The sequence below is a fragment of the Umezawaea sp. Da 62-37 genome (assembly GCF_032460545.1).
In the GTDB taxonomy this organism is placed as follows: Bacteria; Actinomycetota; Actinomycetes; order Mycobacteriales; family Pseudonocardiaceae; genus Umezawaea.
Map to the genome: position 1 here is coordinate 6752730 of NZ_CP135965.1, position 26276 is coordinate 6779005.

At 71.8% G+C, this 26276-nt stretch carries 23 protein-coding genes; 13 read left to right on the forward strand and 10 right to left on the reverse strand.

Features of this window, described 5'->3' with window-relative positions; translation table 11 throughout:
* Positions 1-72: 72 nt before the first annotated feature.
* Complete coding sequence (locus RM788_RS31170) at positions 73-1743, forward strand: alkaline phosphatase family protein (RefSeq protein ID WP_315921708.1); 1671 nt, start codon at positions 73-75, stop codon at positions 1741-1743.
* On the opposite strand, the gene RM788_RS31175 is transcribed toward RM788_RS31170, so the two are convergent.
* The gene (locus RM788_RS31175; RefSeq protein WP_315921710.1) at positions 1733-2059 is read right to left on the reverse strand and encodes a putative quinol monooxygenase; all 327 of its coding nucleotides are present in this window, start codon (positions 2057-2059) and stop codon (positions 1733-1735) included. The two genes, RM788_RS31170 and RM788_RS31175, sit on opposite strands and share 11 nt — an antisense overlap.
* 110 nt (positions 2060-2169) lie before the next feature.
* On the opposite strand from RM788_RS31175, the gene RM788_RS31180 reads away from it, so the two are divergent.
* The 4 genes from RM788_RS31180 to RM788_RS31195 all read left to right on the forward strand — a co-directional run bounded on the left by RM788_RS31180 (position 2170) and on the right by RM788_RS31195 (position 6504).
* Positions 2170-3378, forward strand: coding sequence for an MFS transporter (locus RM788_RS31180; RefSeq protein WP_315921712.1), 1209 nt, complete (start codon positions 2170-2172; stop codon positions 3376-3378).
* 37 nt (positions 3379-3415) lie between these two features.
* Positions 3416-4273, forward strand: a complete 858-nt coding sequence (locus tag RM788_RS31185; RefSeq protein ID WP_315921714.1) for an NAD(P)-dependent oxidoreductase — start codon at positions 3416-3418, stop codon at positions 4271-4273.
* Between the two features lie 26 nt (positions 4274-4299).
* Positions 4300-5418, forward strand: a complete 1119-nt coding sequence (locus RM788_RS31190) for a hypothetical protein (RefSeq protein ID WP_315921716.1) — start codon at positions 4300-4302, stop codon at positions 5416-5418.
* Positions 5419-5496: 78 nt separating this feature from the next.
* The gene (locus RM788_RS31195; protein ID WP_315921718.1) at positions 5497-6504 is read left to right on the forward strand and encodes an alcohol dehydrogenase catalytic domain-containing protein; all 1008 of its coding nucleotides are present in this window, start codon (positions 5497-5499) and stop codon (positions 6502-6504) included.
* On the opposite strand, the gene RM788_RS31200 is transcribed toward RM788_RS31195, so the two are convergent.
* Positions 6505-7056, reverse strand: coding sequence for a TetR/AcrR family transcriptional regulator (locus tag RM788_RS31200; RefSeq protein ID WP_315921720.1), 552 nt, complete (start codon positions 7054-7056; stop codon positions 6505-6507). It abuts the gene before it with no gap.
* Between the two features lie 146 nt (positions 7057-7202).
* Between RM788_RS31200 and RM788_RS31205 the strand changes: the two genes are divergently transcribed.
* Positions 7203-7769, forward strand: coding sequence for a dienelactone hydrolase family protein (locus RM788_RS31205; RefSeq protein ID WP_315921722.1), 567 nt, complete (start codon positions 7203-7205; stop codon positions 7767-7769).
* A 4-nt stretch (positions 7770-7773) separates the two neighbouring features.
* Here RM788_RS31205 and atpB read toward each other — a convergent pair whose 3' ends face one another.
* Together atpB and RM788_RS31215 are read right to left on the reverse strand one after the other, a co-directional pair.
* Entirely contained in the window at positions 7774-8547 is a 774-nt protein-coding gene (atpB, locus tag RM788_RS31210) for a F0F1 ATP synthase subunit A (protein WP_315921724.1), read from the reverse strand.
* An 84-nt stretch (positions 8548-8631) separates the two neighbouring features.
* Entirely contained in the window at positions 8632-9303 is a 672-nt protein-coding gene (locus tag RM788_RS31215) for a TetR/AcrR family transcriptional regulator (RefSeq protein WP_315921726.1), read from the reverse strand.
* Positions 9304-9405: 102 nt separating this feature from the next.
* On the opposite strand from RM788_RS31215, the gene RM788_RS31220 reads away from it, so the two are divergent.
* Positions 9406-10914, forward strand: coding sequence for an MFS transporter (locus tag RM788_RS31220; protein ID WP_315921728.1), 1509 nt, complete (start codon positions 9406-9408; stop codon positions 10912-10914).
* A gap of 124 nt (positions 10915-11038) precedes the next feature.
* Positions 11039-11875 (forward strand): class I SAM-dependent methyltransferase, encoded by an 837-nt coding sequence (locus RM788_RS31225; RefSeq protein ID WP_315921730.1) that lies wholly within the window; start codon positions 11039-11041, stop codon positions 11873-11875.
* Between the two features lie 6 nt (positions 11876-11881).
* Here the strand turns inward: RM788_RS31225 and RM788_RS31230 are convergent, their stop codons facing one another.
* Positions 11882-12280, reverse strand: a complete 399-nt coding sequence (locus RM788_RS31230; RefSeq protein WP_315921732.1) for a MerR family transcriptional regulator — start codon at positions 12278-12280, stop codon at positions 11882-11884.
* A gap of 84 nt (positions 12281-12364) precedes the next feature.
* On the opposite strand from RM788_RS31230, the gene RM788_RS31235 reads away from it, so the two are divergent.
* Genes RM788_RS31235 through RM788_RS31245 form a run of 3 tightly spaced genes read left to right on the forward strand, consistent with a single transcriptional unit; the run spans position 12365 to position 15732 of the window.
* Entirely contained in the window at positions 12365-13699 is a 1335-nt protein-coding gene (locus RM788_RS31235; protein WP_315921734.1) for a hemolysin family protein, read from the forward strand.
* Positions 13696-14739 carry a hemolysin family protein gene (locus RM788_RS31240; RefSeq protein WP_315921736.1) on the forward strand — a complete coding sequence of 348 codons (1044 nt, stop codon included), beginning with the start codon at positions 13696-13698 and terminating at the stop codon, positions 14737-14739. Before RM788_RS31235 ends, RM788_RS31240 begins: the two co-directional genes overlap by 4 nt.
* A 33-nt stretch (positions 14740-14772) precedes the next feature.
* Positions 14773-15732: a sporulation protein gene (locus tag RM788_RS31245; RefSeq protein ID WP_315921738.1), complete on the forward strand. Its 960-nt coding sequence runs from the start codon at positions 14773-14775 to the stop codon at positions 15730-15732.
* A gap of 67 nt (positions 15733-15799) precedes the next feature.
* On the opposite strand, the gene RM788_RS31250 is transcribed toward RM788_RS31245, so the two are convergent.
* Both RM788_RS31250 and RM788_RS31255 read right to left on the reverse strand, forming a co-directional pair.
* Positions 15800-16186 (reverse strand): sigma factor, encoded by a 387-nt coding sequence (locus tag RM788_RS31250; protein ID WP_315921740.1) that lies wholly within the window; start codon positions 16184-16186, stop codon positions 15800-15802.
* Between the two features lie 300 nt (positions 16187-16486).
* Positions 16487-17665, reverse strand: coding sequence for a GntR family transcriptional regulator (locus tag RM788_RS31255; protein ID WP_315921742.1), 1179 nt, complete (start codon positions 17663-17665; stop codon positions 16487-16489).
* A gap of 793 nt (positions 17666-18458) precedes the next feature.
* Between RM788_RS31255 and RM788_RS31260 the strand changes: the two genes are divergently transcribed.
* Positions 18459-18740, forward strand: a complete 282-nt coding sequence (locus RM788_RS31260) for a hypothetical protein (RefSeq protein ID WP_315921744.1) — start codon at positions 18459-18461, stop codon at positions 18738-18740.
* Between the two features lie 194 nt (positions 18741-18934).
* On the opposite strand, the gene RM788_RS31265 is transcribed toward RM788_RS31260, so the two are convergent.
* The 3 genes from RM788_RS31265 to RM788_RS31275 form a co-directional block, all read right to left on the reverse strand.
* Positions 18935-20044, reverse strand: a complete 1110-nt coding sequence (locus RM788_RS31265) for a VanZ family protein (RefSeq protein WP_315921746.1) — start codon at positions 20042-20044, stop codon at positions 18935-18937.
* Positions 20045-20110: 66 nt separating this feature from the next.
* Complete coding sequence (locus tag RM788_RS31270) at positions 20111-21307, reverse strand: aminotransferase-like domain-containing protein (protein WP_315921748.1); 1197 nt, start codon at positions 21305-21307, stop codon at positions 20111-20113.
* A gap of 18 nt (positions 21308-21325) precedes the next feature.
* A complete protein-coding gene (locus tag RM788_RS31275) occupies positions 21326-24952 on the reverse strand; it encodes an ATP-binding protein (RefSeq protein ID WP_315921750.1) in 3627 nt (1208 codons plus the stop codon).
* Between the two features lie 433 nt (positions 24953-25385).
* On the opposite strand from RM788_RS31275, the gene RM788_RS31280 reads away from it, so the two are divergent.
* Complete coding sequence (locus RM788_RS31280) at positions 25386-26009, forward strand: helix-turn-helix transcriptional regulator (RefSeq protein ID WP_315921752.1); 624 nt, start codon at positions 25386-25388, stop codon at positions 26007-26009.
* Positions 26010-26276: the final 267 nt, after the last annotated feature.

Genomic DNA, 26276 nt, shown 5'->3' on the forward strand with positions numbered 1-26276 from the left:
ACTCATGAACCGACCACGTGCCGCGCGCGTGTACACAGTCGTAGGGCGGGTTTCGCGCGGAGGGGTTTCGGGATGTCGTTGGGCAGGCTTGCACGGCGGAAGGCCGAACCGACCGCACCCACCCGCGCCCGCCGCGCGGCCACATGGGTCGTCACCGGGTTGGCGGGCCTGTTCGTGCTGCTGGTCCTCGTCGCCCCGGCGGACTTCGACCGCTTCACCGTCGGGGAGTTCGCCCGCGTGCCGCTGGAGGGCCTGGTCGGCGTCGTGCTCGTCCTGGTCCTGCCGCCGAGGCCGCGCCGGGTCGTCGCACTGGTCGGCGGTGTGCTGCTCGGCGTCCTGACCGTGGTGAAGCTCATGGACATCGGCTTCGACGCCGTGCTGTACCGGCCGTTCGACCTCGTGCTCGACTGGCCGCTGCTCGGGCCCGCCGTCGACTACGTCAAGGTCACCGTCGGCGAGGTGGGCGAGATCGCCGCCGTCGTGCTGACCGTCCTGCTCGTCGTCGGCGTCGTCGTGCTCACCACGCGGTCGGTGCTGCGGCTGACCGACGTCGTGTCCCGGCACCGCCTCGCGACGACCCGCGCCGTGGCGCTGGTCGCGATCGCCGCGCTCACGTGGGTGTTCCCCGGCGTGCCGGTCGTGTCCTCCAACGCCGCCTCGCTCGCGATCGACCACACCAAGCAGGTGGGCGTCGGGCTGCACGACAAGGAGGCGTTCGCCGCCGAGGCCGCCGTCGACGCCTACCGCGACACCCCCGGCAGCGAGTTGCTGACCGGGTTGCGCGGCAAGGACGTCGTGGTCGCGTTCGTGGAGAGCTACGGGCGCGACGCGGTCGAGGACCCGGAGCTGGCCCCGGTCGTCGACGCCGCGCTGGACAAGGGGACGCGGAGCCTCAAGGAGGCCGGGTACGCCTCCCGCAGCGGCTGGCTCACCTCGCCCACGGCGGGCGGCGGCAGCTGGCTGGCGCAGGCGACGCTGCTGTCCGGGCTGTGGATCGACAACCAGCAGCGCTACCGCACGCTGATGGCCAGCGACCGGCTCACCCTCAACGACGCGTTCCGGCGGGCGGACTGGCGGTCGGTCGGCGTCGTCCCCGGCATCACGCAGGCGTGGCCGGAGGGCGAGTTCTTCGGCTACGACCCGGTGTACGCCGCCGCCGACCTGGGCTACCGCGGCCCGCGCTTCGGCTACGCCACCATGCCCGACCAGTACACGCTGTCGGCGTTCCAGAAGGCCGAGCGCTCCGAGCCCGGCCACGCCCCCGTGATGGCGTCGATCCCGCTGCTGTCCAGCCACGCGCCGTGGACGCCGATCCCGCAGGGCATCGACTGGGAGGACGTCGGCGACGGGTCGGTCTACAACGGCATGGCGTCGGGCAACCAGGCGCCCGAGTCGATCTTCGGCCGCGACCCCAAGGAGGTCCGCGCCGACTACGCGCGGTCCGTCGCGTACTCCGTGGACACCCTCGTGTCCTACGTGCAGACCTACGGCGACGACAACCTGGTGCTCGTCTTCGTCGGCGACCACCAGCCCGCCCAGATCGTCACCGGCGAGGGCGCGGGCCACGAGGTGCCGATCACCATCGTCGCCCACGACCCCGCCGTGCTGGACCACGTCTCCTCCTGGGGCTGGAACGACGGCATCAAGCCCGACCCCGGAGCGCCGGTGTGGCCGATGAGCGCCTTCCGCGACAAGTTCCTCACCGCGTTCGGCACGCCGCCCAGCCCGCCGGTCAGTCCTTGACGGCCATCTCGCCCAGCTCGGACCAGTCCTCGCCGGGGACCTTGAAGTTCACGATCCTCGGCGTCGCGACGAGGTAGCGGGGGAGGGTTTCGCCCGCTTGGCGGAAGTGGTCGGACCGGACGTGGGCCGCGCCCGCCTCGTCGTCGCGGAAGGCCTCGACGAGGACGTACTCGGTGGGATCGTCGACGCTGCGCGACCAGTCGAACCAGAGGCAGCCGGGTTCGGCCCTGGTCGCCTCGGTGAACTCGCGGGAGATCTCCGGCCACGTGTCGGCGTGGTCGGGCCGCACGCGGAACTTGGCGGTGATGAAGATCATGGTGCTCCTCGGTCTGCCTGCTGGGCCATCGACCCTAGTTCCCCGCCGGGGCGCACGCCCACCGCCGGAAATCGGGTGACCGGGCGGGGGACGTTCGGCAGGATGATCGAGTGCCCTCCACGCAGGCCGGGAACCCGCTGCGGCGGACGGCGTTCCGGTGGTTCTTCCTGGGGCGGCTGGTGTCGCTGCTCGGCGGGTCGATGACGTCGGTCGCGCTGGCGTTCGCGGTGCTCCAGGCGTCGGGGAAGGCCGGGGACCTGGCGCTGGCGCTGGCCGCGTCCACGGTGCCGCTGATCCTGTTCGTGCTGGTGGGCGGGTCGGTCGCGGACCGGTTCTCCAAGGGGCGGCTGCTGACGCTGTCGAACCTCGGCGCCGGGATCACCCAGGGCGCGGTGGCCGTCGTGCTGCTGACCGGGAACTACGACCTGCGGCTGGTGGTCGCGCTGGAGTTCCTGAACGGGACGCTGGCCGCGTTCACCACGCCCGCGCTGCGCGGGGTCCTGCCGGAACTGGTGGAGCCCGACGAGGTGCAGCGGGCCAACTCGCTGCTCAGCACGGTGCGCTTCGGCGTCCGGATCCTCGGGCCCGCGGTGGCCGGGCTGCTGGTCGTCGCGGCGGGCGGCGGGTGGGCGATCGCGGTCGACGCGCTGAGCTTCGTGCTCGCCGGGCTGTGCATGTCGCGGCTGGACCTGCCCGCGAAGTTGGTGTCGCAGGGGACGGGACTGCTGCGGGACATGCGGGACGGGTGGCAGGAGTTCCGGGCCACCACGTGGGTGTGGACGATCGTGGCCGTGTTCTCCGCGGCGAACATGATCAGCGTCGGCGTGTGGGCCGTGCTCGGGCCGACCATCGCGCTGCGGACGATCGGCGGGTCGTCCTGGGGGCTGGTGCTCAGCGTGGAGGCGCTGGGGGTGCTGGTGATGGCGGTGGCCATGTACCGGCTGGTGCTGCGCAGGCTGATGTTCGCCGGGCAGCTCGCGATCGTGGCGGGCGGACTCCCCATGGTGGCCCTCGGCCTCGGGGCGCCCGTGCCGTGGCTGGCCGCGGCCGCGTTCGCCGCCGGGCTCGCGTCGGGGCTGTTCGGCATCGCCTGGGAGACCTCGCTCCAGGAGCACGTGCCCCCGCACATGCTGTCCAGGGTCACCTCCTACGACGACTTCGGCTCGTACGTGGCCATCCCGATCGGGCAGCTCGGCGTGGTGCCGCTGGCACTGGTGTTCGGGGACTCGCGGGTCGCGCTGGTCGGCGGCGTGCTGTTCTCGGCGCTGATGCTGCTGCCGCTGGCGAGCGCGTCGGTGCGCGGGCTGCGGCACGGCTGAGAGCGCGCCCGACCGGGAACGGGGGCAGGATCGGGGCATGACGAGGATCGGGTTTCTGGGCACCGGGATCATGGGTCTGCCGATGGCCGCGAACATCGCGGCCGCCGGGTTCGACGTGCGGGCGTGGAACCGGACGCGGGCCAGGGCCGAGCCGCTGACCGGGCGCGGTGTCGAGGTCGTCGACACCGCCCGCGAGGCCGTCAACGGCGCGGACGTCGTGGTCACGATGCTCGCCGACGGACCCGCGGTGGACGAGGCGGTGGCGGGCGCGGGACTGGCGAACGGCCGGTTGTGGCTCCAGATGAGCACCGTCGGCGTCGAGTGGGCGGCGGCGCTGGCGCGGGTCGCGGACAAGGCGGGCGCGGTCTACGTGGACGCCCCCGTGCTCGGCACGAGGGAACCCGCCGAAGCGGGCGCGCTCGTGGTGCTGGCGTCCGGCCCGGACGACGTCCGCGAGCGGGCGGCGCCGGTGTTCGACGCCGTCGGGTCGCGCACGGTGTGGGTCGGCGAGGCCGGGGCGGGCAGCAGGCTCAAGCTCACCGCGAACGCCTGGGTGCTGTCGTTGACGAACGCGCTGGCGGAAAGCCTTGCCCTGGCGGGAAGTCTGGGACTCGACCCGGCCCTGTTCCTGGAGGCGATCAAGGGCGGCGCGATGGACGCGCCCTACGCGCGGACGAAGGGCACGGCCATGATCGAGGACCGGTTCCCGCCCAGCTTCCCCGCGCGCCTCGCGGCGAAGGACGCGCGGCTGGTGCTCGACGCGGGCGGTGACGACGTCGACCTGGCGGGCGTCCGCGCGACGCTGGCGCACCTCGACGCGGCGGTCGGGGCGGGCTTCGGCGATGAGGACCTCGGCGTGCTGCACCGGGCGGTCCGGCGGAATCACGCCACCTGAGCGCGTGCCGTTGGATACTGGCCGACATGCGCGGACGTGTGGTGGCGGTGGTGCTGGCGGTGGTCGTCGGGGGTTGCGGCGCGAGCGTGCCGGACGGCCCGGCCCCGGTGGTCTTCACGAAGGTCGAACTGCCCGCGGGCACGGCGCCCGTGGTGCTCGCGGCGGACGGGGACGCGCTGCTGATCGGCGCCCGCCGCGACGGCGGGGAGGTCGTGCCCGCGCTGCTGCGGCGCGGCGCGGACGGGACGGTCGCCGACGTCCCGCTGACCGCTGCCACGCCCTACGGGATGCTCGCCACCTGGTCCTCGCTCGCCGTGGACGGCGACCGCGTGCTGGCCATCGGCGGTGAACGCGGTGGCGCGCACGGCAACGTCCGGTGGAGCGCGTGGACCGGGACGACCGCCGGGATCGCCGAGAAGGCGCAGGGGTTCAGCGTGTTCGGCGGGTGGGGAGCCGGTGAGCTGAACGACGCCGTGTTGACGTCCTCGGGCCCGTTGCTGATCGGCACGTGGCAGAGCCTCAGGGTCGGCTCGGACGTGGCGGTGTGGACCGCCGACGGCGACACGTGGGTGCGGAACAGTTCCGCGGGCACGGCTTTGGAGAACACCCCGGACTCGCTCGGGTTCCCGTTGGCCGCGACCACGACCGGTCCCGGCGTGCTGGTGGCGGGGTGGCGGCTGGCAGGCGGGAAGCAGGAGCCCGCGGTGTGGCGCTCGACGGCGGGCAACACCGGGTGGAGCGCCGCCGCGCTGCCCGACGCGGGGAACACCGGCGCCGCGGTCGCCGTGCGCTGCCACGACGGCGCGTGCGGCGTGTCCGGCTGGGTGGACGGGAAGCTGGCCGTGTGGGAGGTGACCGACGGGGCGGCCACCCGGCTGTCCGGGGTGCCGCCGATCGCGGTGGGGGACCGGGACCCGCTGGCGGCGCCGATCGACGTCGACGGGCGGCTGACCCAGTTCGTCGCCGACGGCGACGGTGTGCGGGTGCTCCGCGCCGACGGTGCCGGGTGGACGGTCCGCGGCGCGTCCGGGCCGAGCGGTCCGGTCACCGCCGTGGCGCGGGTCGGGGACGCGGTGTACCTGGTGGCGGGCGCTGATGAGAACGCGCGGACGCTGTGGCGGGTGTCCACAGCGGAGCTGCGCTGACGGTCTCGGCCGGTTGACACGGTCTAAGACGACCGGTCATATTGGGTCGGCAAGCACGCCGACGGGTCGAGGAGAACGATGTCCACCTACCGCGCCTTCGAAGTGACGGGTCCGCAGGACTTCACCCTGGTCGAGCGGGACCTGGTCCCGCCCGCGCCCAGGCAGGTCCGGGTGCGGGTCGAGGCCTGCGGGGTCTGCCACACCGACGCGTTCTCCGTCGGCCGCGCCACCGCCGAACGCCCTGTCGTGCCGGGTCACGAGATCGTCGGCGTGATCGACGCGGTGGGCGACGGCGTCACCGCGTGGCGGGTCGGCGAACGGGTCGGCGTCGGCTTCCTCGGCGGCCACTGCGGCGAGTGCGACCCGTGCCGCCGCGGCGACTTCGTGAACTGCTCCGACCAGCCGCAGACCGGTGGCCACGTCGAGGGCGGCTACGCCGAGTACGCCTACGCCAGGACCTCCGGGCTGGTGCGCGTGCCGGAGGGGCTGGCCGCGGTCGAGGCCGCGCCGCTGCTGTGCGCCGGGCTCACCGTGTTCAACGCGCTGCGCACCGCGAACGCCCCGGCCGGGTCGCTGGTCGCCGTGCAGGGCATCGGCGGGCTCGGCCACCTCGGGCTCCAGTACGCGAGCGAGCTGGGCCACGAGGTCGTCGCCATCGCCCGCGGCACGGACAAGGCCGCCCAGGCGGCCGCCCTCGGCGCCGACCACTACGTCGACAGCACCGACAGCGACCCCGGCAAGGCGTTGAGGGCGCTCGGCGGCGCCTCGGCGATCATCGCCACGGCCGCGCACGGCGGCTCGATGTCCGCCCTGGTCAAGGGATTGGCGCCGCACGGCGTGCTGGCGGTCGTCGGCGCGGCGGCCGACCCGCTGTCCGTCTCGACCACCGAGCTGATCTTCGGCGCCCGCACGATCACCGGCGTCCTCACCGGGAGCGCGATCGAGAACGAGGACAACCTCAGGTTCAGCGCGCGCCGCGGCGTGCGCCCGCTGGTCGAGCCGATGCCGCTGGACCGGGCGCCCGAGGCGTTCGCGCACATGCTGTCCGGCAGGGCCCGCTTCCGGGTCGTGCTGGAGGTGGGGTGATCACCCCAGCACGGTGTCGAACACGACGCTGAAGAAGGCGGCGAAGGAGGCCCCGTCCTTCGCCGCCCGCGCGCCGACGACCGCGCCCTCCCAGGCGTTCACGACGAACAGCGCGAGCACGTCCGGGTCCCGCGCCCCGGCCTCGCGCAGCAGGTCCGCCACGGCCTTCGTCCACTCCGCGAACGCCGAGCGCACCCCGTCGGCGATGGCCGGGCTGTGGTCGGCGGCCTCCGTGGTGAAGTTCCCGACCACGCAGCCGCGCGCGTAGTCGTACCGGGCGATGTCGGCGGCCAGGAACTCGAAGTGCCCGCGCAGCCGGGCGAGCGGCTCGACGGAGCGGTCGGCGAGCTCGTCGAGGCGGCGGGACGTGCCGTAGCGGTCCAGCACCACCAGCGCGAGCGCTTCCTTGCTCTCGAAGTGGTTGTAGAAGGAGCCCTTGGGCACGCCCGCGGTGTCGGTGATGAGCTTCACGCCGCACGCGTTGTAGCCGTGCCGGTGGAACTCGTCGAACGCCGCGTCGACGATCTGCTCCCGCACGCTCGGCCTGGCCATGGCGTTCCCCTCCGGTGGTGTCCTTTCCAATATGAGCGGTCGTCTCACCGTCGGTCAAGGTCCTGGGGAGGGTGAGGTGCCACCGCGAGGTTGCCTAAATGGCGGTACTGGTCACGGCGGTCGCGATCAAGTCGATAATGGGGCCCATGGCGACCGTTGTGCTGTTCCACTCCGTGTACGGGCTGCGCTCCGCTGTGCTGGAGGCCGCGGGCCGGTTCCGGGAGGCCGGGCACGCGGTGGTGACCCCCGACCTGTACGACGGGGAGATCGCCCCGACCCTGGACGAGGGTTTCGAACTGGCGCAGTGGATCGGGTGGCCGTCGATCGCCGACCGGGCGCGCGCGGCCGTGCGGGGCCTGCCGCCCAAGACGGTGCTCGCCGGGTTCGCCATGGGCGCGGGGGTCGCGGGCGGTCTGCTCAGCGAACGGCCCGAAGCCGCCGGAGCCCTGTTCCTGCACGGCACCGGGGCCGTCCCGAGCAATGTGCGGCCGGGGCTGCCGATGCAGATGCACGTCGCCGACCCGGACGTGTACGCCACGCCGCGCGAGGTCGCCGAGTGGACGAAGGCCGCGGCGGGAGCGCAGGCGGAGGTGTTCCGCTACCCCGGCGTCGGCCACCTCTTCACCGACACCGGGCTCCGCGACTACAACGAGGCGGCCGCCGAACTGGTGTGGGAGCGCTGCATCGACTTCCTGTCCGGCATGTGGGGCTAGGGCGTCAGTGCTCCGCGGCCAGGGCGCGGCCGATGTAGTTCGCGGTCAGCAGCGCGAAGATGTACGCCTGGAGCACCTGCACCAGCGCCTCCAGGAACGTCATCGCGATGGCGAACGCGAAAGCCAGCAGTGACACCGGCTTGAGCGCCGCGCTCGCCTCCAGCAGGAGGAACTCCCCGCCGAGGGTGAACACCAGCAGGATGAGGTGGCCCGCGAACATCGCCGCGAACACCCGGATCGCCAGCGACAGCGGGTCCATGAAGAACCGCAGGAACAGCTCGATCGGCGTGAGCATCAGGTAGACGGGCTTCGGCACGCCCGGCGGGAACAGCTGGTTCTTCAGGTAGCGGCCGAGGCCGTGCCGCCTGATGCCGACGACGTGGAACAGCGGGTACAGCACGACCAGCAGCGCCAACGGGAAACCGGCGTGCGCCATGGTCGGGAACTGGATGAGCGGGATGATGCCGAAGATGTTGTTCACCAGGACGAAGGTGAACAGCGTGACGATCAGCGGCACGTACGGCCGGAAGTCCTTGCCGCCGATCTGCTCCCTGGCGATGGTGTTGCGGCCGAAGTCGTAGACGGACTCGGCGGCGAACTGGAGCCTGCCCGGCACGATTTCGGGGCGGCGCATGGCGATCAGGAAGAACGCGGCGATCAGCACGACCGACAGCACCAGCAGCACCATCGGTTTGGTGATGTCGCCGACGATCGGCGGCGGGAAGAAGTCCTCGGTGCTCGGCGGCACGAACGTGCCGTCGGCCAGTGCGGTGGTCATGGGCGAAACCCCCTTCGTCCAAGCTCTCCGGCGAACGTAGCCGACCGGCTCGGACGAACGGGGGTGCACCCGTTCAGCCGTCCGTCAGTGGTGCGGCTGCCAGGTGCACATGACGGTCTCCAGGGACTCGACGTCCAACGCCTTGTGCTGCTGGTCGGCCTCGTGGCACCGGTCGGCGCGCAGGCCGTCGAGCAGCACGCCGAGGTAGCGCCGCCAGAGTTCGGGCCGCACGTCCTGGGTGTACTCGATGACCGAGCCGATCATCATGTGGATGATCGCGATGTCGGTGGCCTCGAAGTCGGCGCGCAGTTGGCCGGAGTCCTTGGCCCGCTGGACCACCTTCATGGCCAGCGGGATGAGCCTGCCCTTGGCCTCGGCGACGCGTTCCTGGCCGAAGTTGTTGGACAGCATCACCTCCCGCAGGCCGCGGTCGTCGGCGTGCAGGGCCGCGGTGCGCAGCAGCAGGTCCGCGAACGCCTCCCACGGATCGCCCACTTCGAGCGCTTCCTCGGCCAGGACCCGGATCTCGTCGAGGCGGTCGGCGAACATGGCCTCGACGAGGTGCTCCTTGCTGGGGAAGCGCCGGTAGACCGTGCCGACGCCGAGGCCGGCGTGGTGGGCGATGTCGTCGAGGGTGGCGCCGAAACCGCGTTCGCTGAAGACGATCCGCGCTGAAGCGATGATCTTGCGGCGGTTGAGTTCCGCATCCCGACGCAGGGGTCGCACCGTTGCGACGGGGACTGTGTCCCGTGTCATGGTCCCCAGGGTAGCGAAGTTGAGGGAACTCCTCCACTTCGTGTGTACGCTGATCGAGTATCCGGAGACATCAGCTCCACATAAACCTGTGAGGACTTGCTCATGCCAGATTCACCGACCGCCACGGTGGAGGCGCCGCGGCCCGTCGCCGCTCACAGCGACAACCCGCACCACGCCCGACGCTGGCTGATCCTGGTCATGATCGGCATCGCGCAGCTCATGGTGGTGCTCGACGCGACGATCGTGAACATCGCCCTGCCGTCCGCCCAGGCGGACCTCGGCTTCAGCAACGACGCCCGCCAGTGGGTCGTCACCGCCTACGCGCTCGCGTTCGGCAGCCTGCTGCTGCTCGGCGGCCGGGTCGGCGACATCTTCGGCCGCAAGTACGCGTTCCTCGTCGGCCTCGCGGGCTTCGCCGTGGTATCCGCCATCGGCGGCGCCGCGAACGGCATCGAGATGCTGCTCATCTCCCGCGCCGCTCAGGGCGTGTTCGGCGCGCTGCTCGCGCCCGCGGCCCTGTCGCTGCTCACCACGACGTTCACCGACCCCAAGGAGCGCGGTCGCGCGTTCGGCATCTTCGGCGCCATCGCCGGCGGCGGCGCGGCGGTCGGCCTGCTGCTCGGCGGCGTGCTCACCGAGTACCTCGACTGGCGCTGGTGCATGTTCGTCAACATCGTCTTCGCCGTCGTCGCGTTCATCGGCTCCTACTTCCTGCTGCGCCACGAGCCCGTGCTCGGCGACCGGCCGAAGCTCGACGTGCCCGGCACGCTGACCGCGTCCGGCGGCCTGTTCGGCCTGGTCTACGGCTTCGCCAACGCCGAAAGCCACGACTGGTCGTCGGTCCAGGTCTGGGGCTTCCTGGCCGCGGGCGTCGTGCTGCTCGCGGTGTTCGTCCGCATCCAGCTGACGACCGCGCACCCGCTGCTGCCGATGCGCATCGTGCTCGACCGCGACCGGGCGGGCGCCTACGCCGCGGTGTTCCTGCTCGGCATCGGCATGTTCGCGATCTTCCTGTTCCTCACGTTCTACCTCCAGCAGAACTTGCGGTTCACGCCCATCGAGAGCGGACTGGCGTTCCTCCCGATGGTCGGCGCGCTGATGCTCAGCGCCACCACCGCGACCACGGTCCTGCTGCCGCGCATCGGCGCCCGGCCGCTGGTGCCGACCGGCATGGTGATCGGCGCTGGCGGCCTGTTCTGGATGAGCCAGATCGGGATCACCAGCACCTACGCCGACGGCGTGCTGTACCCGCTGGTGCTGATGGGCCTCGGCATCGGCCTGGCGATGGCGCCCGCGATGAACGTCGCCACCCTCGGGGTCGACGCGCACGACGCCGGTGTCGCCTCGGCGACGGTGAACACGATGCAGCAGATCGGCGGGTCGATCGGCACGGCGCTGCTGAGCACGCTCGCCGCCGACGCCGCGACGTCGTTCCTGGCGGGCAAGCAGCCCACGCCGCTGCTGATGGCGGAGGCGGCGATCGACAGCTACACGACGGCGTTCACGTGGGCCGGGTTCATCTTCCTGGTCGGCGCGATCCTCTCCGGCGCGCTGCTGCGCTCCGGCGTGCAGGAGGTCGAGGAGGGCTCCGCGCCCGCCGTGCACATGTGACGACCCGACGTCGTCGTCGAAGGCCATCGCACCCCGGTGCGGTGGCCTTCGGCCTGCGTGCTGAAAGCGTTTGCCGCCGCTCCTAGTATTCGGGGGCTGGAATTCCCGACGGAACGGAGCACCTGTGGACAGGCTCGACGCGATCCTCGCCGGTATGGCGCTGACCGCACAGGCGCCGGAGACGCAGGGTGCGCAGACGCGGTACCGGATGGGGCTGGTGGACGCCTGGGCGATTCCCACCGGCGCCTCGGTGCTGGAGATCGGGTGCGGGCAGGGGGACATGACCGCGGTGCTGGCCGAGGCCGTCGGCCCCGAGGGGCGGGTGGTGGCGCTGGACAACGCCGACCCGTCGTACGGGAGCCCGATGACCATCGGCGAGTCGATGGACTTCCTCCGGGGCACTCCGCTGGGGTGCAGGGTCGACGCCCGGTTCCTGGCGGACGTGCTGGACGAGTCGCTGGACTTCCCGGACGACTCGTTCGACTTCGTGGTGATGTCGCACTGCTCCTGGTACTTCGAGTCCGTCGAGGGGTTCGAGGCCGTGCTGCGCAGGGTCCGGCCGTGGGCGCGGCGGCTGTGCTTCGCGGAGTGGGACCTGAGGCCGCGGTCGCTGGACCAGATGCCGCACCTGCTGGCGGTGCTGGTGCAGGGGCAGGTCGAGGCGACCAGCGAACGCGGGGACGGGAACGTGCGCACGCCCTCCTCGCACGAGGGGCTGCTGCGGAGCCTGGCCCGCAGCGGGTGGGGGCCCAGCGCGGAGTCGAGTGTGGACACCTCGGCGATGCAGGACGCGGACTGGGAGATCGACGCGTGCTTCCGGATCGTCGAGGAGCGCGGGGCCGCGCTGCCGGGACTGGTGCGGGACTTCGTGTACAGCCAGGTGGACGTGCTGCGGGGCCTGGCGCGGGAGACGGGGAACGTGCCGCTGCCGTCGTGCGTTCTCCTGGCGGAGCGGATCTGACGCCGCTCAGCCGAGCGGGAGGTCCGGCGGGATCTGGAGGGCGATCGAGACCAGCGAGTGGACCCTCGTGGCGATGGCGGCCAGCAGGCCCTGCGTCTCCGGGGTCGCGGTCTCCAGCGCGGTGTTGAGGACGCGGAGGTCGTCGTCGATGCTCGTGAGGATGGCGGCCACGTCGGCGTGGCCGCCGGTGAACGCCGCGGCGATGTCGTCGAGGCTCACGCCCTGGGTCTCCAGGCTCCGGATGACGGCGATGCGGTCGGCGTCGGCGCGGGCGTAGAGGCGGTAGTTGCTCGCGGTGCGGCTCGCGGGCGTGAGCAGGCCGAGGCCGGTGTAGTAGTCGACGGTGCGGATGCTCACACCCGCCATGGCCGCCAGCTCGCCGATCCTGACCAGGGTGCCGCTCACACCGTTCTCCTCCCCGTGTTGTCCCGGTAACCGTACAGTGTCACGTGCTAGTGTCGAGTGCATGCGTTTCCGGTTCGGTACTGCATGTTGATCTTGTTGGGACTGCTGGCCATCGTGGCGCTCACGGCGGCGACGGGGTACTTCGTCGCGCAGGAGTTCACGTACATGGCGGTGGACCGCGGGCGGCTCCAGCAGCTCGCCGAAGAGGGCGACAAGTCCGCCGAGCGGGCCTACCGGGTGACCCAGCGGCTGTCGTTCATGCTCTCGGGCGCCCAGCTGGGGATCACGCTGACCGCCCTGCTCGTCGGCTACGTCGCCGAGCCGCTGCTGGGCGACGGGCTGGCCGCGCTGCTCGGGTTCACCGGGTGGTCGGAGGCGGCGCTGCTGTCGCTGTCGGTCGCCGTCGCGCTGGTGTTCGCGACGGTCGTGCAGATGGTGCTGGGCGAGCTGCTGCCCAAGAACCTCGCCATCGCGAAGCCCGAGGCGCTCGCGCTGGCGCTGGCCGGGTCGACGCTGGTGTACCTGAAGGTCGCCGGGCCGGTCATCCGGTTCTTCGACATGTCCGCGAACCGGCTGCTGAGGCTGGTCGGCATCGAACCCGTCGAGGAGCTGCCGCAGGGCGCCACCGGGGACGAGCTGGTGCACATCATCGGCGAGGCGGGTGAGCAGGGCTACCTGGACAGCGAGCTGTCGCAGCTGCTGGACCGGGGCATCGACTTCCGGGGACTGGTCGCCGAGCAGGCGATGACGCCGCGGGTCCGGGTGCACACGGTGCGGGCCGACGAGCCGGTGTCGCGGGTCGTGGACCTGCTCGACACCGGGCACTCGCGGTTCCCGGTGATCGGCGACGACCCGGACGACGTGGTCGGTGTCGTCGGGCTGGCCGAGGTGCTGACGCTGGAGCCGGGGGAGCGCGCCACCACGCCGATGCGGAAGATCGTCTCGCCCACCGTGCTGGTGCCGGGGACGCTGCCGCTGCCCGCCGTGCTGGAACGGCTGCGCGCCGAGCACCGGCAGATGGCGATCGTGGTGGACGAGTTCGGCGGGTTCGCCGGGGTGGTCTCGCTGGAGGACCTGGCCGAAGAGCTGGTCGGGGAGATCCACGACGAGGACGACCTGGTCGGCGACGTGGCGGAGCGTCGCGACGACGGGACGTGGACGCTGCCCGGCAGGCTGCGGATCGACGAGATCGCCGACATCACCGGGGTCGCGCTGCCCGAGCACGAGGGCTACGACACGGTGTCCGGGCTGGTGCTGCGGCACCTCGGGCGCACCGCGCGCGTCGGTGACGAGGTGCCGCTGACCATCGAGACGCAGTCGCTGGAGGACCTGCCGCCGCGGCAGGTGGTGCTGCGGGTGGTGGCGGTCGAACGGCACGTGCCGCGCACGGTGCTGCTGCGCGTGGAGGAGACGTCGTGAGCCTGTTCATCTCGCTGCTGCTGTTGGCGGGCAACGCCTTCTTCGTCGCCGGGGAGTTCGCGCTGATCTCCGCAAAGCGGCACCGGCTCGAGCAGTCCGCCGCCGAGGGCAAGCGGGCGGCCCGAGCGGCGGTCGCGGGCATCCGCGAGCTGTCGATCATGCTGGCGGGCGCGCAGCTCGGGATCACGCTGTGCACCCTGGGGCTCGGCGCGCTGGCCGAGCCCGCGGTCGCGGAACTGCTCGACCCGCTGCTGATCGCCGTGGGACTGCCGACCGGCGTCTCGCACGCGATCGCGTTCGTGCTCAGCCTGGTGTTGGTGGTGTTCCTGCACATGGTGGTCGGCGAGATGGCGCCGAAGTCGTGGGCGATCAGCCACCCCGAGCGGTCCGCATTGCTGCTGGCGGTGCCGTTCCGCGCGTTCGCCCGCGCCACCCGCTGGCTGCTCACCACCCTCAACGGTGCCACGAACGCGCTGCTGCGCCTGCTGAAGGTCGAGCCGCAGGACGAGCTGGCCCAGGCGCACCGGCCGGAGGACCTGCGGATGCTGGTCCGCCAGTCCGGCGAGCACGGCCTGATCCCCGAGGGCCAGCAGAAGCTGCTGACCAGGATGCTCCAGCTGCAGAAGACCACCCTGGCGCAGGTCATGGTGCCGATCGACGCCGTCCTCACGGTCACTGAGGACACCACCGCGAACCAGGTCGAGCAGCTCAGCCGCACCTGCGGCCGGTCGCGCTTCCCGGTCACCGACGCCGCCGGGCGGCACGTCGGGCTGGTGCACATCCGCGAGGTCGTGCGCGCCACGGCCGTGAGCACCGACCCGGCGGCGCGCGAGCTGATGAGCACGCCGCTGCGGCTCGGCGTCGACCTGCCGGTGGCCCGCGCGGTCACCGCGATGCGCGAGCACCGCGCGCAGCTCGCGCTCGTCGTGGGCGCGGACGAACGGGTGGTCGGCATCGCCGCGCTGGAGGACCTCCTCGAGGAGCTCATCGGCGAGTTCGACGACGAGACCGACCCCCGCAGTCGACCGGTGTCGCCCTGACACCGGGTAGTCCCATCCCCGGAGGAAATCCTGATGTTCAAGCGGATGCTGAGCGCGTTCGGTGTCGGCGGGCCTTCCGTCGACACCGTGCTGGACTCCCCGCACGCCACACCCGGTGGTGTCGTCACCGGGCAGGTCCGCATCCAGGGCGGCAGCAACGAGGTGGAGATCGGCCAGGTCGTGCTGTCGCTGGTCACCCGCGTCGAGATCGAGCACGGTGACCACGAGGGGTCGACCACCGCGGAGTTCCACCGCGTCGTGGTCGCGCAGGCCGTCAAGGTCGCGGCGGGCCAACCGCTGTCGATCCCCTTCCGGTTCCCGATCCCGTGGGAGACGCCGATCACCGCGGTCGGCTCGACCCACCTGCACGGCATGACCGTCGGCGTGCGCACGGAACTGGTGATCGCGGGCGCGCCGGACAAGGGCGACCTCGACCCGATCTCCGTGCACCCGCTGCCGTCCCAGGACCGCGTGCTGGACGCCTTCGGGGCGCTGGGCTTCCAGTTCCGCAAGGCCGACGTCGAGGCGGGCCACCTGCACGGCGTGCCGCAGGAACTGGGGTTCTACCAGGAGATCGAGTTCCACCCGCCCGCCCAGTTCGGCGGTCGGCTCAGCCAGGTCGAGCTGACGTTCGTCGCCAACCCGCACGAGCTGTACGTGGTGCTGGAGGCCGACAAGCGCGGCGGGATGTTCAGCTCGGGGGGTGACGCGTTCGGCCACTTCGCGCTGTCGCACCACGAGGCGCAGGGCGCGGACTGGACCGCGATCATCAGCCAGTGGATGGCGCAGGTGGCCGAGCGCGGTGGGCAGCACGGCGCCCAGCACGGGTACGGCGGCGGCTACGAACAGCACGGCGGGTACGAGCAGCACGGGCGCCGGGGGCCGGGGATGGGCGCGGTCGTCGGTGGAGTGGCCGCGGGTGTCGTGGGCGGCATGGTGCTGGGTGAGGTGTTCGAAGAGGTCGGCGAGTCGTTCGGGTTCGACGAGGAGTAGGTGGTGGCGCGGGTGCCCCTGGTTGCCGGGGCGCCCGCGCGGGTTCACAGGGGACCGGTTGTCGCCGTCAGCGGGTGAGGGGTGGTTCGGATGTGCGCATGGCGTTCATCCGGCTGACCCTGAACCTGCGGACGGCTGAGCGGAACGCGGTGGTGAGGCGGGTCGGTTCCCGGTCTGGGCGGGTTCCCCTCGCGGTGTTCGCGGCGGACATCTCGCAGACGATGTTCTCGGTCGTGCCCAGCAGCCAGCCGCGGACCCAGTCGCCGCCGTTGGTGATGGTGTCGGAGTAGCGCCAGGCGCGGACGAGGGTTTCCTCGGCGACGTCCTCGGCGGTGCGCGGGTCGCCGGTCAGCCTGGTGGCGTAGGCGAGGATGGCGCGGCCGTGCTCCTCGTAGAGCCTGCGCACCAGCAACTCACCCGCGACCACCTCGGCCCGCGTGGAACGGAACACCACCGGTATTTCCCCACTTCGTCTTGCTGATCGCTGTGTCCGGACGTGCAGGAACGCGTCTGGAAACAGGCTGCGGCAACGGTTCCACGACGGTAGAACATCCCCAGTGGACAAGTGGTGACTAGTTTGTGACCGCGTTCCAGGGGGTGGGCGGTGGGGTGGGTTTGTGGGGCTTGTCCCTCGACACCGACCATCGGTGCCCGCCGTTCTCCGGGTGCGGGCGCGCTTGGGTCCGTGGTCAATCGGCGTCTGCCTGGTTGCCTGGTTGATCGGTTCGTCGGCCGGCCGTGCTTGTGCGGTTGGTTAGGTGCTTGTTCCGGAGCGGACCTCGAAGGTGAAGCGGTCGCCTCTGAAGAGGGCGCGTACGCGTTCGACGGGGTGGCCGTCGACGTCGCGGCTCACTCGGTGGAGCAGCAGCATGGGGGCGGCCGGGGTGGTGGCGAGCAGGCGGGCTTCGCGGGGGGAGGCGAGGACTGTTTCGACCTGTTCGTCGGTGCTGGTGGGCACCGTGCAGTAGTGGTCGCGGAGGCAGTCGAGCAGGGGGCGGGCCTCGTCGAAGGCCTCGATGAGGTCGGGGAAGCGCTTGGCGGAGAGGTAGCTGGATTCGAGGGACATCGGTTCGTCCTCGACCAGCATCAGGCGTTCGACGTGGATGACGGGGTCGCCGGGGTCCAGGTCGAGGTCGTGGGCGAGTTCGGCGTCGGCGGCGAGTTGTTCGGCGGTGACCACGCGGCGGGTGTGGCTGGGTTCGCCGGTGCCGGTTTCGCGGCTGCGGACGCCGAGGGGGCGGACGAGTTTGGGGGGTGCGACGAACGTGCCGCTGCCCTGCTTGCGGCGGACCTTGCCCTCGACGACGAGCTCGCCGATGGCCTGGCGCAGGGTCATGCGCGCGATGCCGAATTGGGCGGACAGTTCTCGCTCCGGAGGTAGGGGGGCGCCTTGCCCCAGTTCCTGCATCAGGTCCAGCAAACGGGTCTTGGCGCGGTAGTAGCGGGGCACCCGGCCGTCTTCGGGAATGCCCGCCCGAACGGGGTCGGCCGCGCGGTGGGGGCCGTCCGGGTATTCGCGCGCCTCTGCCGAGACGACCTGGTGCGATCCGTCGAGCATCCGGACCGCGGGTCGCGGAATTCCGTTGGCGAACACGACCAGTTCACGTCCGCCGACCGAGCGGTGGAGCCTGGTGTGCAACGTCGACATCACCATCGCGCCGCGGGTCTCCGGGCGCACGGGGGAGTCGCTGTGCCGGACCTTCAGTTCGACCCGGACGGTGTGGCCGTATTCCCGGACCGTGCGCTGGGCGACGACGGTTCCGACCGGGTGCGGCATCTGCATGACCAGAACGCGGTCGTCGTCTTCCGTCCACCAGGTCCACGTCGGTGTTGTTCGCATGGACGTGCTGGTCACCAGGCCGAGGATTTCGCCGACGTCCTCCCGGTTCTCCTCGACGACCTTCGTCGCGCGTTCTCCGGTGGGGTTGAGCATGTGAGCCAACCATCTCCCTGACGTGGCCGAACATGGCGGATGCTGGTCGGGACGTCGTTCGTGTCCTGCGGGTCCTCCAGGGTGGACGCGCGACTCGCCCGACTCCGGCTCAGGGCGTTGACCAGCGCCAACGCCACTGCTCGACCAAGGGGTCGGCAGGCGGTGGAGCTGCCTGCCGACCCCTCGACCGGTGGGGGGTGCGCGTCGGCCCCTGCCGCCGCGCGCACCGACATCCCCGCGTCGAAATCACATGCGAATACGCGGGGATGAAGCCTTCATCGGGTAATGGGGGTGGTTCCGCACGAGCCGACTCGCGTCCGCCTCGATCCCGGATCCAACTCCACATTAGGTGCGAAGTGAATATCGTGCAAACCACCTGCCCCGATGCACACGGTGACCTGCCCCGATGTCCTGGATTCCGGTGAATCTGGAACAAAGTCACCGGTTCCTCGCCGGTAATGCGAAACGGGGTGATACCGGAGTTCGGGAAGATTGTCATGGCAACAAGTTGTCGCGGGGGAATCGGTCGCATTCCCGACGCGTTTAGCCGCCGTCTGCAGGCAGTTCTGCCGGTTGTGCGGCTGTACCACTGGCCAACCGCCCCGCATTGGGCCGAACGCCCGGCGGGCGGGTTCGCGCCAAGGGGCTTATGGTTCTTCAGCAAAAGCGGTGTGGTGGATCACGATGACGCGGCAGGAGGAATAGCGGTCATCGGACGGTGCGCACGCGATCACTCAGCGAGAACGGGAGTGCGCGCATTTCCCGCCGGCGGTCGATCAGGAGGTGGCGCGACATGACGACGGGAGCGGTTCTGCTGGTCCTGTCCGCCCTGTCGGCGGCGGCACTCCTGTTCTTCGCCGCGCGACTGGTCCTGCGCCGCCGCGCCGAACGCGCGAGGCTGAACCGCATCCGCGCCGCGGTCGCCCAGTGGCTCACCGCCGACATGGCGACCGAACCCCCGCCGGACGTGACCGAACTGCGACCGCGGGACGACCCCGCCCGACCCGGTGGCCCGGCGTCGTTCGGCTGGTTCGGCTCGGGGCCGAACGGGCACCTGCGGAGCTGGAGCGCCTGAACGCGGCCCCGCGCGTGGCGGGGCCCCGAACCCTCAAGGGCGCCGGGTGGCGGTGCGGTGGCCATCGCCGTCGGGTTTGCGCGTAGCGGGGCCGCGGACTTCCAAGAGCCGGGCGTCGGGCTTTGCGCATGGCGGAGCCGCGAGTTCTCAGGGCGGCGGTGTGGCGGCCCCGCGCGTGGCGGGGCCGCGAACTCTCAAGGGCGCCGGGCGGCGGTGCGGCGGGCCTGTGCGCGGGCGGCCACCCGGACTGGCGTGCGGTCGGTGAGCACGCCGCGGGTGCCCGCGACGCGTTCGTGCCAGCCGAGCTGGTCGCGGCGGAACGCGGGCACGGCGAACGTGCCGAGGAGCACCAGCGCCACGGCGAGCAGGTCGAAGCCGAAGCCGGTCCAGCTGGTCAGGTGCGGGGACAGCAGCACGGCGTAGGCGACCAGTCCGGTGACGCCGAGCGCCTCGCGGACGGCGACGCGCAGCGGGTCGGACCGGGCGCCGTCGAGGCGGCGCAGCCGGTAGCGCATCAGCCAGCTGCCGATCGTCCACCCGCCGGTCGCGGCGGGCAGCACGATCCGCATCACCACCGCCAGGCCGACCTGGAGCCAGGCGTTGTCCGGGAACAGCAACCGGGACACGACCAGGAACACCAGCGCGTCCGCCACCAGGGCCAGCGCCTTGCGCGGCACGCTCACCGTTCCCGGCCTGGCGATCGACTCCTCGGCCTCGGGCAGTGCGGGGACCACGATGGCGACCGGCGCGATCATCCAGCCCAGCAGGGAACCGGAGGTGTTGGCGATCAGGTCGTCGATGTCGGAGATCCGGTACGGGCACGGGTAGATGCCGAAGTTGCCGGTGTACTGCACGACTTCCACGATCAGCGAGATGCCGAGCCCGATGAAGACCGTGGCGAGCACGCCCTTGCCGTAGGCCTTGTGCAGCACGATGCCGAGCGGGACGAACAGCGCGGCGTTGAACGCCTGCTGGACGAACGCGGTCGACGTGGCCATCGCGACGATGCCGGACCTGCCGTACGCCGACATGTTGGCGCGCATGTCCGTGACCCACTGGAACGGCACGGTGGACAGCATCTGGTCGCCGGTGCACAGGTTCGCGCGGTCGGGGAACGGCAGGAAGATCAGCGCGAGCGCGACCAGGCCGTAGGCCAGCAACCCGTACAGCACCACCGCGCGGCGCGGCTCGATGCGGCCGAAGCGGTAGTAGTGCAGTGCCACCAGGGGGAGCAGGATCAGCGCGCCGATCCCGACGAAGGCCAGGAAGCCCGTGCGGATGTTCTCCAGGTACGAACTCAGCATGTCCATCCGTTCCACAGGTTGTCCCGCGTCCGTACCCCCGTGGCGCCACGGCGAAACATGAAAAGTTTATGCCCCGCGCATGGTCCGCACGACCGCGGCCAGCCTGCCGACGCCGAGGTCGATGTCCGGCTCGCTGACCCGGCTGAACGACAGCCGCAGGTGCTCGTGGTCGACCCGGTCGGCGAAGAACCCCGCGCCCGGCACGAACGCCACCGACGCCTCCCGCGCTCGCACGGCGAGCGCGGTGGTGTCGACGCCGGGCAGGCGCAGCCAGGTGAAGAACCCGCCGCGCGGCGCGGTCCACGTGCCGAGGCCGTCGAAGTGCTCGGCCAGCGCGCCGAGCATCACCGCCGCCCGGCCGCGGTAGAGCTCGCGGGCCCGCGGCAGGTGCGCGTCGAAGTGCCCGGCGCGCAGGAACTCCTCCAGCATCCGCTGGCCGAGCGCGCCGGCGCACTGGTCGGAGTTCTGCTTGGCCACCACCAGGTGCGCGACGATCTCAGCCGGTCCGGCGGCCCAGCCGAGGCGCACGCCGGGGAAGAACGTCTTGGAGAACGTGCCGATCTGCACGACCGCGTCGGGGTTCAGCGACCACAGGCTGGGGTGCTGCTCGGCGGTGAACCCGAGCTGCCGGTAGGCGACGTCCTCCACGATCAGCACGCCGTACCGCGAGCACAGTTCCACCAGCGCGGTGCGCCGCTCCGCCGAGAGCAGGCGGCCGCTCGGGTTCTGGAAGTCGGGGATCGTGTACAGCAGCTTCGGCACGACGTCCGACGACGCCAGCAGGGCGGCCAGCGCCTCGACGTCCAGGCCGTCGTCGTCCATCGGCACGCTGCGCAGCCGGGGGTCGAACGCGGCGAACCCGGACACCGCGCCGAGGTAGCTCGGCTCCTCGACCAGCACCACGTCGCCGGGGTCGAGCATGCTCTTCGCGATCAGCGTCACGGCGTCGATGCCGCCGCTGGTGATCATCAGCTCGTCGTCGGCGGGCCGGTGCCCCTGCTCGGCGAGCAGGAGGTCGGCGACCGCGTGGCGGGTGCTCTCGATCCCCTCGCTCGGCGCGTACTGCAACGCGATCGCGGCGTCGTCGGCCAGCAGGTCGCGGGCGATGTCCGCGACGGTGCCGGTGGGGAACAGCGCCAGGTCGGGGAACCCGCCGGAGAAGTTGACGACCCCGCGCGCGTTCGCGAGCGCCAGGATGCCGCCGAGCAGGTCCTGCTGGGTGCGGGTGCGCGCCGCGAGCCGCGTCGACCAGTCGATGCCCATGCGCCGCGCTCCGATCGTTCAGCCGGTGGTGACGCGGCGGTCCGCGTACCGGTCGAGCACCTGGCGGGTCACGCCCAGGCGCGAGTCCACCTCCAGCTTGCGCAGCAGCCGCGTCACGTGCACCTGCACGGTGTTGCGGGACATGCTCAGCCGGGTCGCGATGTCGGAGTTGGGCCAGCCTGCCGCCACGAGTTCCGCCACCCGCTGCTCGATCTGGTCCAGTGTCCGCCCGTCGGCCGCGCCGCGACCGCCGACGCGCCAGCGGATGCCGAACGGCTTGAGCCGCGACTCCGCCCTGCGCAAGTCCCACGCCGCCCCGAGTCCGGTGTAGACGGTCAGCGCGTCGTAGAACGCCGAGTGCGCCTCCTCGGTCCGGTCGGCCGCCGCGAGCAGCACCGCCCGGTCCTCGGACACCGCCGCCAGCTCGACCTTGCGCCCGATCGAGCCGAAGTGCTCGGCGACCGCCACCAGCGCGTCCGGGTCCCGTTCCACCAGGCCCTGGCACCAGCGCGCGGCGGTCGTTGCCCGCGCGGGCCCGGCCTCCTGGTCGGCGCCGAGGCGGCACGCCGCCAGCGCGGCCTCCGCCAGGTCCGGCTCGCCCTGCTCCAGCGCGAGCCGCGCCAGCCTGGGCAGCCACTGGTGGTTCGGCGCCATCCGCGGGTGGTCGTCGGCCAGCAGCGGCAGCAGCGCGCGCAGCGCCTCGTCCGGCCTGCCGCGCTGCTCGGCGGCGACGGACAGGGCCATCGACAGGAAGTCGTCGCGGATCCCGACCGGCGCGGCCGGGTGGTCCACCGCGGCCTTGAGGTGCGTCTCCAACGCCGCCGAGTCGTCCCGGTGCGCGGCGACCAGCGCCTTCACGCCGTGCAGCAGCCGGATCGAGCCGTGCTGGCGCACCCCGTGGAACGTGATCGCGGGCCGGTCGCGCACCACGGCGTCCAGTTCGGCCAGCGCCTCGTCCCACCGGCCGAGCCAGTAGTGGTGCACCGCGAGCGGGATGTGCGGCCCGTCGGGGAGGCCGCGCAGGGTGACCAGGTGCCGGGCCGCCTCCAGGGTGCGGCTCGCCGCGTCGAGGTCGTCGAGGTTCTGCAGCGTGAAGACCTTGTCCTCCAGCAGGCACAGCTCCAGGTCGGCCTCCGCCGGGTCGCCGGACACCTCCGCCAGCGCGGCGTCGACGTGCCGCAGCGCCTCCTGGTGCCGACGGCGCATCGACGCGGTCTCCCACCTGGTCTCGGCCGCCTGCGCGGGGGAGGCGCCCGCCGGGTCGCCGGGGTCGACCTCGGCCAGCAGCGCGCGGTGCCGGGCCCGCCACCGCGGCGGCACGTCCGGGTCCGCCGCCACCTGCCGCAGCACCTCCACGGCCCGCTGGTGCTCGCCGAGGCAGTGGTCGGAGTACGCCAGCACCAGCCGCATCTCGGCGGCCCGCTCCGGATCGCGCGTCGTCGCCAGCACGGCCCGCGCCTCGTCCGCGTGCCGTTCGCCGAGCCAGAACCGCAGCCGCACCAGCCTGGTGGTCAGCGACTCCCGCGCGCTGTCGCGCAGGCTCGGGCCCTCCACGGCGTGCGCCAGCAGTTCGGCGGCGATCGAGGGGGAGCGGCCCGCGACGGCGTTCGTGTGCGACAGCAGCCACTGGGTGACCCAGGCGTCGGCGGGCACCGGTCCGCCGAGCAGCTGCTCCGCGACCCGTTCCACGTGCGCGCCCGCGGTGTCCAGGGTCTCCGCCGACTGCCGGTGCAGCGCGACCCGCACCGTGGTCGGGATCGCCTCGTACAGCGCGCGGCGCACCAGCCCGTGGCGGAACGCGAACCGCTGCCCGGACTCGCCGATCACGCCCGCGTTCGACGCCTCCTCCACGGCGGGCAGCAGCTCGGAGGCCTGCCTGCCCATCACCGTGGCCAGGTCGCTCAGGTCGAACTCCACGCCGAGCAGCGCGGCCCAGCGCAGCGCGGCCCTGGTGGTGTCGTCGAGGTGGTCCAGCCGCCTGGTCACGACGGTGTTGACCGTCGGCTGCGACGGGTACCGGCTGCGGTCGTGGGCGATCTCGGCGATGCCGTCGAACACGGTCACCGCGTCGTCGCGCACCAGCGCCCCGACGATCTCCTCCAGGTAGCGGGGGTTGCCGCCCGCGCAGTCGGTCGTGCCGAGCAGTTCGGCGCCGGGAGCGGTGCCGAGCAGCCCGCGCACCAGTTCCGTGGCGGCGGTCTCGTCGAGCGGGGCGAGCCGCAGCAGCTCGCCGCCGCCCATCGACACCATGGTCCGCAACGGGTCCAGCTCGGCCCGGCGGGGGTGCGGCCTGCACGAGCCGACGAGCAGCAGCGGCAGGTGCCGGGTGGCCTTCGCGAGCCGGTGCCACACGAGCAGGCTGGCGTCGTCGGCCCACTGGAGGTCCTCCAGCACCAGCACGACGGGGCCGTCCGCGCACAGCTCGTCGACGAAGCCGACGACCCGGTCCACCAGGCCGATCAGCCGGTCCACGGCCACCAGCACCGGGTCCTCCTGCTGCCACGGGTAGGCGGGCTCGGTCGGGTGCCCCGGCAGGCCTGCCGCGAACCCGGCCCGGCGCGGGTCCGGCGACAGCGGGTCGACGCCGAGGCACGCCAGCACGAGGCTGAGCGGAAAGCGCCTTCCCATCTCGTCGCCCGCCTGCCACAGCACCTCGCAGCCGCGGTCCACCGCGTCGGCGAGCCCGGTGGCGACCAGGCCGGACTTGCCGATCCCCGGCTCGCCCTCGACCCACACGGCGGTGCCCTTGCCGTTCATCAGCCCGACGAGCGCGCCGCGCAGCGCGGCCAGCTCGGACTCCCGGCCGACGAACACCTTCGGGTACGGCGGGACGGGCGACCGCGGCGCCACGTCGGGCTGCCCGCCCGCCCGTTCGCGGGCCGCGGTGATCTCGTCGTGCACCTTGCGCAGCTTCGCGCCCGGCTCGATGCCGAGCTGGTCGACCAGGACCTCCCTGGTCTCCCGGAACACCTCCAGCGCCTCGTTCGGACGGCCGGACCGGTGCAGCGCCTGCATCAGCAGCGCCCTCGGCGTCTCGCGCAGCGGGTAGGCGGTGCTCAGGTCGAACAGCTCGTCGACGGCCTCGGTGAGGTCGCCCGACTCCAGCATGATCTCGGCGCGCCGCTCCAGGACGTCGAGGTGCAGCTCGGCGAGCCTGCCCCGGTGCAGCGCGGCGAACGGACCGTCGATGCCGGTGAGCGCCTCGCCCCGCCACAGCCCCAGCGCGGCGTCCAGCGCGGCCCGCGCGGCCGTCGCGTCCCGGCGGTCCCAGCTCTGCTGCGCGGCCTCCCGCAACCGGTCGAACTCGCGCACGTCCAGCAGGCCGGGTTCCAGGCGCAGGCTGTAACCGGACCCCGCGGACACCAGCATCTGGCCGCCGGTCCACTTGGAACGGACGGGTTCGAGCGCGCGCCGCAGCCGGGAGACGTAGGTGTAGAGGCTGCTGTCGACCGCGCCGGGCGGCGACTCGCCCCAGATCGCGTCGACCAGCTCCTCGCGGGACACCACCTGGTTCGCGCGCATCGCCAGCACCGTGAACAGGGCGCGCTGCCGGGCCGATCCGAGGGCCAGCTCGACGTCGCCGCGCCAGGCGCGCACCGCGCCCAGCAGCTGGACCCGCAGCGGTTCGGCCAACTCCGTCGACATCCTGCGCCGCTCCCGTTCCGCAACGCGCAAGCCCGCGCGAGCACCGCCGGTGCCAACCGCCCACTTTACCGCTCTGGGAGGGGAAAACAGCGCAGGAAAAAGGCAACGCCGTTGACGAATGACGGGTCAACGATGAAGCTATCGGCGTACCGGCTGGTATCCCGACGACTCGACGCGAAATGAGACGCGTCCTGCAAGGTTGGCGCCCGGATCGGGCAAGGCAACGGATGAGAAGTGCACGAGGGCAGGATTCGCAGGTCAAAAGGCCACGAAGAATGATAACCGCGTGACCGAACAGCAGGCCCGTGGCACTCTCTCATAGTAAGTTCACACGGAGTCAAGACTGGGCCGTGCGATTCGCCGTCGGCGTCAAGAGTTCGTAGAGGTCGCTCGCCCACACTTCGAATCGAAAGATCGAACTGTGGAGGCACTCATGGCACGGGTACGGGTCGTCGTACACAGCACGGACCCCATGACCTACGTCGGGCTGACGAGCTACCTCAAGTCGCGTCCCGAGATGGTCGTCGTCGACAAGCAGGACGCGGGACAGGCCGACGTCGCCGTGTTCTCGACCGAAAGGCTCACCTCGGAGGCCATGAACCGGCTCCGCGAGCTGGCCGCCGAGCGCACGATCCCGACGGTCCTGATGGCGGGGGCGCTCACCGAGGCCCCGCTGCTCGCGGTGGTGGAGTGCGGTGTGGTCGCGATACTGCCGAGGAGCGCGGTGACCGGCGAACAGCTGGTCGACAGCATCATGGCCGCGGCCGCGGGCAACGGCGTCATGCCGCGCGACATCCTGGGCAAGCTGCTCAAGCGCGTGGAGATGCTCCAGCGCGAGGTGCTGGCGCCCAACGGGCTCAACGTCGCGGGCCTGGAACCGCGGGAGGTGGACGTCCTCCGGCTGATCGCGGAGGGGTGGGGCACCGACGAGATCGCGAAGGAGCTCCAGTACTCGGAGCGCACCGTCAAGAACGTCATCTACAACGTCACGAACCGGTTGAAGTTGCGCAACCGCGCGCACGCCGTCGCCTACGCGCTTCGCGCGGGCGTGATCTGATCCCCCTCCACCAATTGTTCGTTTAGTTCACGACCGGAGTTGTTCCCAGTACGAGGACCGGCAATTCCCCCGCCGAGTAACCGCGCGCTTGCTCCGCACTCGCAGCGCGGTCCGGTGATTCGAACTTCGTTTCCGCAGTGCACGTGGTCGACCGCACAACGCCAATGACGTGGCGCGCCGCCGAGGACCGGGGCCATCGGGCCCCGGTCGGCGGTCGACCCGAAAGGTGATCGAACGAAATGAATTCCCGACGCACGTGCATTCGCG